10 protein-coding genes are annotated in these 11,633 nt (G+C 59.8%); 5 read left to right on the top strand and 5 right to left on the bottom strand.

Going from position 1 to position 11,633, the window contains the following annotated elements; all coding sequences use genetic code 11:
- Window positions 1-172: 172 nt before the first annotated feature.
- The 3 genes from dsrO to AC13DJ_RS02925 are packed head-to-tail and all read left to right on the top strand — an operon-like array spanning window position 173 to window position 5,151.
- A complete protein-coding gene (dsrO, locus tag AC13DJ_RS02935) occupies window positions 173-952 on the top strand; it encodes a sulfate reduction electron transfer complex DsrMKJOP subunit DsrO (protein WP_482932796.1) in 780 nt (259 codons plus the stop codon).
- A complete protein-coding gene (gene nrfD, locus AC13DJ_RS02930) occupies window positions 933-2,042 on the top strand; it encodes an NrfD/PsrC family molybdoenzyme membrane anchor subunit (protein WP_482932795.1) in 1,110 nt (369 codons plus the stop codon). The genes dsrO and nrfD overlap by 20 nt, the downstream gene beginning before the upstream one ends.
- 19 nt (window positions 2,043-2,061) lie before the next feature.
- On the top strand, window positions 2,062-5,151 hold the full coding sequence (locus AC13DJ_RS02925) for a molybdopterin dinucleotide binding domain-containing protein (protein ID WP_482932794.1): 3,090 nt from the start codon (window positions 2,062-2,064) through the stop codon (window positions 5,149-5,151).
- A 144-nt stretch (window positions 5,152-5,295) separates the two neighbouring features.
- Here the strand turns inward: AC13DJ_RS02925 and AC13DJ_RS02920 are convergent, their stop codons facing one another.
- On the bottom strand, window positions 5,296-6,333 hold the full coding sequence (locus AC13DJ_RS02920; RefSeq protein ID WP_482932793.1) for an NAD(P)H-dependent flavin oxidoreductase: 1,038 nt from the start codon (window positions 6,331-6,333) through the stop codon (window positions 5,296-5,298).
- A 160-nt stretch (window positions 6,334-6,493) separates the two neighbouring features.
- On the opposite strand from AC13DJ_RS02920, the gene AC13DJ_RS02915 reads away from it, so the two are divergent.
- Window positions 6,494-7,270 (top strand): SDR family oxidoreductase, encoded by a 777-nt coding sequence (locus tag AC13DJ_RS02915; RefSeq protein ID WP_482932792.1) that lies wholly within the window; start codon window positions 6,494-6,496, stop codon window positions 7,268-7,270.
- 70 nt (window positions 7,271-7,340) lie between these two features.
- On the opposite strand, the gene AC13DJ_RS02910 is transcribed toward AC13DJ_RS02915, so the two are convergent.
- Genes AC13DJ_RS02910 through AC13DJ_RS02900 form a run of 3 tightly spaced genes read right to left on the bottom strand, consistent with a single transcriptional unit; the run spans window position 7,341 to window position 10,112 of the window.
- Window positions 7,341-8,504 carry a trans-sulfuration enzyme family protein gene (locus AC13DJ_RS02910; RefSeq protein ID WP_482932791.1) on the bottom strand — a complete coding sequence of 388 codons (1,164 nt, stop codon included), beginning with the start codon at window positions 8,502-8,504 and terminating at the stop codon, window positions 7,341-7,343.
- 32 nt (window positions 8,505-8,536) lie between these two features.
- Window positions 8,537-9,862, bottom strand: a complete 1,326-nt coding sequence (locus AC13DJ_RS02905; protein ID WP_474544285.1) for a type II toxin-antitoxin system HipA family toxin — start codon at window positions 9,860-9,862, stop codon at window positions 8,537-8,539.
- 1 nt (window position 9,863) lies between these two features.
- On the bottom strand, window positions 9,864-10,112 hold the full coding sequence (locus tag AC13DJ_RS02900; RefSeq protein ID WP_286816890.1) for a helix-turn-helix domain-containing protein: 249 nt from the start codon (window positions 10,110-10,112) through the stop codon (window positions 9,864-9,866).
- 241 nt (window positions 10,113-10,353) lie between these two features.
- Here AC13DJ_RS02900 and selD point away from each other — a divergent pair, with 241 nt between their 5' ends.
- Entirely contained in the window at window positions 10,354-11,391 is a 1,038-nt protein-coding gene (selD, locus tag AC13DJ_RS02895; RefSeq protein ID WP_474539964.1) for a selenide, water dikinase SelD, read from the top strand.
- Window positions 11,392-11,523: 132 nt separating this feature from the next.
- On the opposite strand, the gene AC13DJ_RS02890 is transcribed toward selD, so the two are convergent.
- Window positions 11,524-11,633 (bottom strand): IS3 family transposase (locus AC13DJ_RS02890; protein WP_482932797.1); only part of this gene is annotated, 110 nt, incomplete at its 5' end.

Below are 11,633 nucleotides of genomic sequence, written 5' to 3'. Positions count from 1 at the left end.
CGATCAAAGACTATCTGAAGACTTACAACGAAGACCCGAAGCCCTTTGAATGGCATAAATCTGCCGACCAGATTATTGAGTCAATCGCCAGATTATCAGACAAGCTCAATAAGTAAGCGGACTTTTGTTAAGGGACACTAGATAGTAACCGACTCATCACACAGGTGATTCCATGGACAAAATCCGCCGGGCCTTGCTCGGGCAGATCGCAAAGCTGACCGCCGGAGCAGCGCTGGTTCCTTTGAGCAGCATTGCTTCTGCCGGTATTAACGATCAACCCCCGCGCCGTGAAGGTGATCCCTCCAAGCGCTACGCCATGCTGATTGACTTGCGGGCGTGTATTGGCTGCCAGGCCTGTACGGTGTCTTGCCATATCGAGAACGAGGCGCCGCTGGGCAGTTTCCGTACGATTGTTTCCCAGTACGAGGTGGAGCATGAGGAAACCGGCGATATTGCCACCTTCATGCTGCCGCGCCTGTGTAACCACTGCGACAACCCGCCTTGTGTGCCGGTTTGCCCCGTAGAGGCGACCTTCCAGCGCCAGGACGGCATTGTGGTGGTGGATAACGATGTGTGCGTGGGCTGTGCCTACTGTGTGCAGGCTTGTCCGTACGATGCCCGCTTTATTAACGAACACACCCAGACTGCCGACAAGTGCACCTTCTGTGCGCACCGCCTGGACGTAGGCCTGCTGCCGGCCTGTGTGGAATCCTGTGTGGGCGGCGCGCGGATCATTGGCGACCTGAACGACCCGGACAGCCAGATCAGCCGCATGATGAAAGAGCACTATGAAGACCTGATGGTACTGAAGCCGGAAATGGGCACCGCGCCCCACGTGTTCTATCTGGGCATGGAAGAGCGGTTCATGTCTCGCCCACAGGCCAAGCCGGCCATTTGGGATGTGCGTACTCAGGAAGGTGAGGAGATCGGTTATGAATTCGATGGCCATTGAGGTTCTTACCCCCCGCTATGGCATTGCCTGGTACCCCTGGGCGGTGCAGTACTTTTTCATGATTGCGGTCTCTTACTCGGCGCTGTTGCTGACGGTGCCTGGGCTGATTTTCGGTAACAAGAACTATCAGCCGCTCGCTAAGGTGGCGTTGCTGGTAACGGTTACCTGCACCCTGGTGGGGCCGGTGGCACTGCTGGCGGATTTGCACCAGCCGCTGCGGTTCTGGCACTTCTATGCCAATTTGAACACTCAGTCCTGGATGTCTATCGGCAGTCTGTTGCTGCCGCTGTATCTGGTGATTGTGCTGGCCTACGCCTGGCTGGCCTGGCGCCCGGCCATGCAGGAGCAGGCTCAGGAGCCGGGCTGGATTGGCAAGCTTTCTGGCTGGATCAGCATGGGTAGCTGGCAGGCACCACGCTGGATGCTGGTGCTGGCGGGTCTGGGTGCCCTGGCGTTTGCCTTCGGCATCATGCTGTACACCGGGGCAGAAGTGGCCATTCTGAAATCCCGCCCGCTGTGGCACACCAACTGGCTGCCGGTGATGTTTGTGCTGACTGGCCTGGTGGCGGCGGCTGGGCTGGTGGTTCTGATCAACCGCTTGATGACCGGTAACGATGAAGAGATCAACCGGCAAGGTCTGAAAGTGATCTTTGTGAGCATGGCGCTTGCGGCGGTTGTGGCGGCGCTTTGGGTATCTGAAGGCATTACCGGTTTCAGCCCGTCTGTTGAAGCCGCGTTTGAGTCTTTGCAGGGCAACGCGGAATGGCGCCTGGTGGCTATCTACGGCCTGGCCGTAGGCATTGTGCTGACCCTGGCCACCATTGCCATGCTGCGCCGCCCGGGCTGGATGACCCGTGCCTGGATTGCCGGCCTGCTGGCGGTGCACATCGGCTGGACCTTCCGCTGGATGGTGCTGATGGAAGTGCAAACCGTGGCCAAGAACACCGCAGGGTACTACCAATATGCCGTAGAGGCAGGCTCCAGTGGCCTGCTGGGGATTGTCGGCACCTTCGGGTTGTGGCTGGCAGCATTACTGATTATCGACATCCTGGTGCCCTGGAAGAAAGGCCTCCAGGCTGGCAGCCACTGATTAAGGGCGGAGCATAGTTATGGACAAGAATCGTCGTAATTTTCTGAAAGGGGCAGCCGCAGCTGGCGGTGCTGCGACCTTTGCGGCGGGCTACTACGACCCGCTGGAAAAAATGGCCAAGGGCCTGGTGAACGGCACCTCTGGCAAACAGACTAATGATCGCTTGCACGGCAACAGCCTGGCACCGGAGTATTCGGTAGACCCCGCCACCGGTGAGGTAAACCTCAACCCGGACCAGCGCATTGCCTTTACCGTGTGCTATGGCTGCACCACCAAGTGCGGCGTGCGGGTGCGCATTGATAAGGAGCAGGACAAGGTGTTGCGGGTGTCTGGCAACCCTTACCACCCGCTGTCTTCTGACGAGCACCTGGACGAGAACACGCCGGTAATGGATGCGTTCCGCCAGATGAGTAACTTCAAAGACCAGGGCCAGCTGAACCGTTCTACGGCCTGTGCCCGTGGTAACGCGGCCATGGCCCAGCTTACCAGCGATCAGCGGGTGCTGACTTGTCTGAAGCGGGTAGGGCCGCGCGGCAGCAACCAGTGGGAATCCGTGTCGTTCGAGCAGATGCTGGATGAAATTGTAGAAGGCGGTGACCTGTTCGGCGAAGGTGAGGTGGAAGGCCTGCGTGCCATTCGCGACATCGAAACCCCGCTGGACCCGGAAAACCCGGAATACGGCCCCAAGGCCAACCAGTTGCTGGTGATGGAAGCCACCGATTACGGCCGTTCAGCCATTCTGAAGCGGTTCGCCTGGAACGCTTTTGGCACCCGTAACTATGGTCACCATGGTGCATACTGTGGCCTGGCGTTCCGGATGGGTTCCGGCGCGGTGATGAACGACCTCGCCAAGAACGCCCACGTTAAGCCGGACTTCGCCAACACCAAATTCGCTCTGTTCATCGGTACCGCGCCCAGCCAGGCCGGTAACCCGTTCAAGCGCCAGGGGCGTTTGCTGGCCCAGGCTCGTACCACGGGTGACCTGGAATACGTGGTGGTCGACCCGGCTTTGACTGCGGCTGCTTCCCATGCGGCGGGTGAGCGCAATAACTGGATTTCCATCCTGCCGGGCACGGACCCTGCGCTGACTATGGGTCTGATGCGCTGGATGCTGGAGAACGATGGCTACGCCACGGATTACCTGGCCATTCCGGGTAATGCGGCGGCCCAGGCGGCCGGTGAAAAAGGCCACTCCAACGCCACTCACCTGGTAATTGACGACGACGCCCACCCGCGGGCGGGTTACTTCCTGCGCATGAGCGATATCGGTCGCGCAACGGCGGGTGCCGAAGACGATGTGCCGGTGGTGGTTGATGCCAATGGCGAGCTGGCAAGCTCCGAAGTGGCCAGCAGTGCCGAGCTGTTTGTGGAGCGTACCGTAGAAACCGGCAACGGCCCGGTTGTGGTGCGCAGCTCCCTGTTCAAGCTGCGTGCAGAAGCGCAGAAGTACAGCATTGAGGAATACGCCGATATCTGCGGTATTGATGCGGAAATCATCCGCCGGCTGGCGAAGAAGTTTGCCAGCCATGGCCGGCAGTCCGCCGCCGATGCCCACGGTGGCATGATGTCTGGTGCGGGCTTCTACGCCTCTTTCAGTGTGAACATGCTGAACGTGCTGGCGGGCAGCTTTAACCATAAAGGTGGTGTGGCCAAGGGTGGTGGCTCCTTCAATGGTGTGGGCAAAGGCCCCCGGTACGACCTTGCGGATTTTCCCGGCAAGGTTGGGCCGAAAGGTATTTTCCTGAGCCGTTCACGGTTCCCGTACGAGAAGTCTTCCGAGTACAAGCGCAAGGTGGCCAATGGCCAGTCTCCGTACCCGGCTGAAGGCCCATGGCGCAAGCTGGCACCGCCGATTCTGACCGAGCATTTGATGTCTGGCCTGGATGGCTATCCGTACCGCATCAAGGCGATGATCAGCGCCATGGCCAACCCGCTGTATGGCCAGGCTGGTCTGACTTCCGTTATCGAAGAGAAGCTGAAAGACCCGAAGAACATCGGCCTGTTTGTGGCGGTGGATGGTTTCATCAACGAAACCAACCGCTTTGCCGACTACATTGTGCCGGATTCGGTGATGTATGAAGTGTGGGGCTTTACCGGTGCCTGGAGCGGTACGCTCACCAAGATGACGACCGCCTGCTGGCCGGTGGTGGAGCCTCGCCAGGTGAAAACCGCCGGTGGCGAGCCAGTAAGCCTGGATAGCTTCTTCATTGAGCTGGGTAAAAAGCTGAACCTGCCGGGCTTTGGTGATGGGGTGATTGCCGGTGCCGACGGCACTATGCATCCGCTCAACCGCGCTGAAGACTTCTATCTGCGGGCGGCGGCGAACATTGCGATGACCGGCAAGCCGCTGTCTGCGCCCAGCGAGGAGGACATTGTGGCTGGCGGTATTGAGCCGCTGATGGATCGTATCAAGTCTACCGTGGCGGAAGACGAAGTGGGCCCGGTGGCGCACCTGTATTCCCGCGGTGGCCGGTTCGAGACCATGGAAAAAGCCTACGATGGCGACAAGCTGGGCCACGCCTGGAGCCGCCCGCTGTGTGTCTACAACGAAGATGTGGGCACGGCGATCGACAGCTACAGCGGCAAGCGCCTGACCGGTACCCCCATGTACCATCCGCCGCGCTTCTGGGATGGCTCACTGATGCGGGAGCACTTCCCGGAAAACCAATGGCCGCTGCTGGCGTTCTCGTTCAAGAGCAACCTGATGAACTCCTACGCCATCGGCCTTGAGCGCCTGCGTATGATCAAGCCCTACAACCCAGTGCTGATCAACCGCAAGGATGCCGAGAAGTTCGGTGTGCAACACGGCGACACCATCAGCATCGAAAGCCCGGGCGGCAAGGTGCTGGCATTGGCGCTGGTGGGGGATGGTGTGCACGAAGGCGCCATCGGCATCGAACACGGCTATGGCCACCGCGAACTCGGTGCCGCCGGCCACGTAATCGACGGCGAAGAGCGCCCCGGCAACCCCTACCTGGGTGCCGGCGTAAACATCAACGACCTCGGCTTCGCCGACCCAACCCGCACAGACCAAACCGCCACCTGGCTGGAAAACGTCTCCGGCGCCTCCGTGCGCCAGGGCCTCCCGGTGCGAATCCGCACCGTTTGATAAGGCGGGGTCAGACCCCCGGTACATTTCGAGTGGTGAAATGTATTGGGGGTCTGACCCCGATTTTTTAGTTCAGCAGGCTACAAAGGGGTCGTACCCCCACCGGGGGTACGCCCCCACCCTTCTGCTGGCGCCAGTCTCCGGTCAGCCTGCCAGCTCTTCTACCAACTCCCCCGCCGGTATTTCCCGGCACCCACTGGCATTCTGCCCGGACCACAATGGCGAGAAATCACCAGTTCCAGCCGCTTCCCCCGCCGCCCGCAGCGGCGCAATGGCATTGGTCGCCAGGGGAAACGCCGGTGCCTGGTCGCAAATCGGGCCCAGTTCCCGCATTACCCGGTTAACAATGCCCCGCGCGGGGCCGCCCGAGAACAGGTTGGTGAGGGCGGTGTGCCGGGCCTCCGGGCTTTTCAGGGCCTCGCGGTGGATGGGCCTGGTGGTGGCTTCCGGACAGAGCATAAAGGCTGTGCCGATTTGTGCGGCCACCGTGCCGAGGTTCAGGGCTGCTCGCACGCCTTCAGCGGAGGCGATGCCGCCGGCGGCAATCACCGGAATCTTCACTGCAGCCACAATCTGCGGCAGCAGGGCGAACGTGCCCATCTGGGTGGTCATGTCCTTGGTGAGGAAAATGCCCCGGTGCCCGCCGGCTTCCAGGCCCTGGGCGATGATGGCATCGGCGCCGTGTTGTTCCAGCCAGAGGGCTTCGTCTACGGTAGTGGCAGTGGACAGCACCTTCGCCCCGGCTTTTTTGACGCGCTCCAGAAGTTCCGGCTTCGGCAGGCCAAAGTGAAAACTGACCACGGCGGGGCGGAACTCTTCCACAATCGCTGCGGATTCTTCATTAAACGGCATACGCCCCGGGCCGGCAGTAATGCTGGCAGGATCAATACCGAATTCCTTGTAATAGGGCGCCAGCGCCTGCCGCCAGTTGGCTTCTTGTTGCTCGTTGGGCTCGGGTGGCGTGTGCGCAAAAAAGTTCAGGTTGTAGGGCTGCTGGGTGGCTTCATTCAACGCCTTCAACTCCTCCCGCAACGCCTCCGCACCCAACATCGCACAGGGCAAAGACCCCAACCCACCGGCATTCGAAACCGCCGCTGCCAGCCGATAATCCTGAACCCCCGCCATCGGCGCCTGGATGATGGGCTTCTCGACGTTAAACAGGGCTGTCAGTGCGTTACTCATACTCTCTCCTCCAATTCGGGGTCAGCCCCCCAGTACATTCACCATGCCAAATGTATTGGGGGTCTGACCCCCGCAGTGTGTCGGTTGGGCCAAGGTTTGTGGCGGGGTGGGTTGGTAAGTTTACCGGAATAACAAGTTCAATGAGCGGAGTGTGGGTTTTATGAGTCGACAGGTGTTTATTACCGGCGGGGCCAGTGGTATCGGGTTGCAGCTGGCGCGGAGTTATTTGCGCACGGGCGCAGCGGTGACTTTGTTTGATGTGCAGCCGGCGGAGAAGGCGGTGGCGGAGCTTTCGGCGCTTGCCGGGGCGCACAAGGTGCGGGCGTTTGCGATGGATGTTACCCGGCCGGAGCAGGTGCGGGAGGTGCTTGCAGAGGCCGCAAGGGATGCACAGCCGGATGTAATGATTCACTGTGCCGGCATTTGCGTGGCGGCGGATTTCGAGGCGATTGATGACGACACCTACGCCCGGGTGATCAACATTAACCTGGTTGGCTCCCGCAACGTGGTGGCGGGTGCGCTGCCTCATCTGAAATCTGGCTCGCAGTTGGTACTGATTGCTTCCATGGCCGGGCTGGTGGGGTGTTACGGGTATGCGGCTTACTGCGCTTCGAAATACGGTGTGGTTGGGCTTGCGGAGGTGTTGCGGATTGAGCTGGCGCAGAAGGGGATTGATGTAACCGTGGTTTGCCCGCCGGAGGTCGAAACGCCGATGGTGGAAGCGGAGCGGCTGAACAGGCCGAAGCAGACCGAAGCCCTGAAACTGATGGCCGGCACCCTGCCGCTGGAATATGCGGTGCGGCAGATCCGAAAGGGCATTGATGCCCGGCGCTTTATGGTGATCCCGGGCTGGCGGGCCCGGGGGTTGTGGTTCACCAACAAGTTGTTGCCGGGGTTTATGACGCGCCGGTTGGCGGATTTTTTGGTTAGCCGGTGATCGGTGGCGGGTCTGACCCGCCGATAAAAATCCGCTCTGGAGGATAATTTATCGGGGGTCTGACCCCGCATCAGGAGAGGGCCTGGTTAAGGTCGGCGATCAGGTCTTCGGCATCTTCCAGACCTACGGACAGGCGCAGCATGCCGTCGCCGATGCCGCGTTTCAGGCGTTCTTCGCGGCTCAGGCCGTGGTGGCTGGTGGCGCTGGGTTGGCTGACCAGGCTTTCGACGCCGCCCAGGCTGGTGGCGAGCAGGAAGATTTTCAGGGAATCTGCCACCTTTTCGGCTGCTTGCTGGCCGCCTTCCACTTCAATGCTGAGCATGCCGCCGAAGCCGGTCATCTGCTGTTGGGCCAGGTCGTGGCCTTCGAAGGAGGGCAGGCCGGGGTAGTGGACTTTGGTGATTTTCGGGTGCTGTTCCATCGCCTGAGCTACAGCCATGGCGTTTTCGTTGTGCTGGCGGATGCGTACCGGCAAGGTTCGCAAGCTGCGGGAGAGCAGGGCGGCGGTTTCCGGGGCGATCAGCTGGCCCAGGTTCTTGCGCCAGGCGGCAACCGGTTTTGCCAGTTCGGTCGAGGTCATCAGGGCTCCGGCGGTGATGTCGCTGTGGCCGCTCAGGTATTTGGTGGCGCTGTGCAGTACCAGGTCTGCTCCGAGTTCCAGCGGTTGCTGGTTGATTGGGCTGGCGAAGGTGTTGTCTACCGCCACCAGGGCGCCGTGTTGGTGGGCGGTTTCTGCGATGGCGTGAATGTCCAGGATGGCCATGTTCGGGTTGGCCGGAGTTTCGAAATACACCAGTTTGCCCGGTTCACCCAGCTCGTTGGCTAGCTGGTTCTGTTCTTCGCGGAACAGGAAGGTGACCGGAATGCCCAGGGCCATGCAGTGATTTTTCAGCAGCTCCTGGGTGCCGCCGTAAAGGTCCCCCACACAGACAATGCCCTTGCGGCCGTGGGCCAGCAAGGTGGCAGAGATTGCTGCCATGCCCGAGCCAAACGCCAGCGCCGCTTCTGCCCGTTCCAGCCCAGCCAGCCCTTGCTCCAGTTCCCGGATGCTCGGGTTGGTGCCCCAGCGGGTGTACAGGTTGCCTTCGCTGCGCCCTTCAATCACATCCAGCAAGGCGGCGGTGTTCTCGAACCGGTAGGTGGTGGTGTTGTACACCGGCGAGTAGGGGCTGCCGAACTGATCTTTGTGGCGGCGGTTGTGGATGATGCGGGTGGCGGGGCCTTTGTGGTTCATGGTGGTTCCTGTTTGTGCGGAGGAGATTCGGCTTATCCGTTGAAAGGGATAAAATGATCGGGGTCAGACCCCACTTTCTGGGCTTGTGCTCGAAGGCCGGTGAGAATCGGGTCAGCTACTTTCGCCGGAAATCCATTGGGTAGCCGCGCGTTGACGGATTCGATGACGCCTTCGGTTTTAGCCACGGTTTCTTCCATTATGACGGCGGCCCGCGATGGCGAAAAGCCCATGGCCTTTGCAGTTGAGAGAAAGTGCCGGGGAAGCATTCTGGCCCAGTGATAATGCCGGTTTCGGCCTTTAAGAGACATGGCCATCTTAGTGCGTGCCGGTGCCAGGCTTCCTTGAGTCATCAGCGGATAGGCTGAAATGACGTCGTACAGTGGCGTCATGCGGTAAGCCGAGCCGGGTTCAAGGAACAGACTGAAGTTCTTGGCGTGGCCATCGATGGCCGCCAAAAGCCAGAAAACCAGCTGGGTTTTAAAAAAAGTGTCCCGGTCCTGGCTGGCATTTTGCGAGCCTTCAAGTATTTTCATGCATTGGCGAAGGCCGGGCCCGCCATCGCTTTCGTATTTCAGCGCGGGCGAAATGCCCAGTGCCTGGCAGAAGTCTTCCTGGGGCAGACGCATCAGCCAGGAACCATCACTTGACCATTTCCGGTCAAAACGTTCGACAATCAGGATGCTTTGGTTCCCGAAACGCGCCAGGTCTGCGTTGGCGGTTGGCAGGCCGAAGGCTTTGAGAATCTGAAGGCAGAGCCATTCGTTCTCGCTGCTTTCGTGCAGATCAATGTTGCTGTGTTCGAGAAAACCAATCGGTAGTTTGAAGATGTGGCTGGTGGGCGTCGACCCCAGAGGAAGTTGCCATTGATTCTGGTGCCACAGCAGTGCGGTTTTCTCCTGTGCGCCGGCCAGTGATATGCGGAAATCGTGATCTTTGGCCATACCCAGCGGCGCATCCTGGTAGCCTGCCAGAAGGTTCTCGATGTCCCGGTTGGTCAGCGGCCTGGCCCTGGTTTGTGTAACGTCAGGCAGCACCATGCCATTGGGGTATAGCTGAATGGCCCCAATGCAGTCTCTGCCCACGCTGGCAAGGAGATCGAAGGGGTGACTGCTGGCAACACGAAAGCGAGCTTGCATGCGGGCTCGGAGGGTATCGGAATCCGGCAGCAGGTTGTCGAAGAAGTTATAGACTTTTTCACCCTTGTAGGGTGCAAGTGTGAGCGGCAAGGATAACGAGATAGCCCGCGCGCCCGGCCGGTTTAGCCATTCTTTGAGATACTGAAAAGTCATCGCGCCGGAGCGAGCCTTTTCAAGAATGCCAACCTCAATTCCGTTGAGCGCTACCAGCAGTTGTGACATCTCACCACTCCTGGTCCCAGCCAGCTTCGGCATTTTTTGCATCGCGCTCGCTCAGGTGCAGCTCCAGATCGAGGGCGGTAAGCAGCTTGAACAGCGTTTCAACCCGAGACGCCTCCGGCTTGTTCTCGAAGCCAGATAGGGTCGCCTGCTTCAGGCCAACGTTATCAGCAACCACGCTCTGGCTGAGCTGACGTTCCTTCCTGATGTTCTTCAATGCCTGCGCCAGCATTTCCGGTGATGTGATTCTCACACTTATCCCCTTAAGCGGATTTTCTCAACCATATACCCTGAAGGGGATAAAGTCCATTTATCCTCTTGTCGGGATAAAAAGTTCGGGGTCTGACCCCGATGGCGAGGATTATCCGTTTTGGCGGATAAAATTTGAGGGGTCTGACCCCGGTGGTTTTATTAGCCGGGGAGTAGGCCGCATTGTAGACTGTTGCGTATTGAGAGGATAACCAAGTTGCTTCAACCCAAATAAGGAAGACGCTTTGTCTATCAAGTTGACTGAATTTAGCCACGGCGCGGGCTGTGGTTGCAAGATTGCGCCGGATGTTCTGGACCGGATTCTGCACACGGATATGCCGGATTTTCATGACCCGAAACTGCTGGTGGGTAACAGCAGCCGGGATGACGCGGCGGTGGCGGATATCGGCAACGGGATTGGTGTGATCAGCACCACCGATTTCTTTATGCCGGTGGTGGATGATCCGTACGATTTCGGCCGGATTGCGGCGGCGAATGCCATCAGTGATGTGTACGCCATGGGCGGTAAGCCGGTGATGGCGATTGCGATTCTGGGCTGGCCGGTGAATGAGCTGGCGCCAGAGATTGCCGCGAAGGTGATTGATGGCGGCCGTGCCGTGTGCGCCGAGGCAGGCATTGCCCTGGCCGGTGGCCACAGTATTGATTCGCCAGAGCCGATTTTCGGGCTGGCGGTGACTGGCCAGGTGGCGGTAGACCGCATTATCCGCAACGACACCGCCAAGGCGGGTGACCTGCTGTATCTGACCAAGCCGCTGGGCGTGGGCATTCTGACCAGCGCCTCCAAGAAGGGCAAGGTAACGCCGGAAGACCTGGCCGTGGCGGTGCAGAACATGTCGACCCTGAACAAGGTGGGCGAGGTGTTCGCACAGATTGACGGCGTGAATGCGATGACCGACGTAACCGGTTTCGGCCTGGCTGGCCACCTGCTGGAAATCTGCCGGGGCAGTGGCCTGAAGGCTACCGTCAGCCGCAAGGCGATTCCGACCCTGCCAAACCTGCAGCCGTACATTGATGCCGACTGCATCCCGGGCGGCACCCACCGCAACGCGGCAGCGTTCGGCAAGGCGATCTCCGGCATGACCGAGGCCGACAAGCTGCTGTTCTGCGATCCGCAAACCAGTGGCGGCCTGATGGTGAGCGTGGCGGAAAGCAGCCGCGAAGCCTTCGAAGCCAAGGCTCGCGAGCAGGGGCTGGAGCTTCAGCCGCTGGGTCGCCTGGAAGTGACCGGTTCCGAAGAGAGTCTGGTGTTTATCGAAGACTGATAGCACCCGCAATCAAAAAAGCCGCGCCCGGTACCAAACCCGGCGCGGCTTTTTTGTATCCGGGGTCAGACCCCGAATACATTTGGTGGGTCAAAATGTACTGAAGTGACCCCTAAAACTTGGACAGTTTAATCAGGCTGCAGCGGCAGCCTGCTCTCTGTACTCCACCGGAGTCAGGCCATTGAGTGTCAGCCGGATCCGGTGGTGGTTATAGTAGTCAATGTACTGCTCAATACCGTGTC

It is taken from the genome of Marinobacter sp. L-46 (assembly GCF_056859535.1).
The sequence above is the reverse complement of the archived record's forward strand: the minus strand, read 5'-3'. Positions and strand labels throughout refer to the sequence as shown.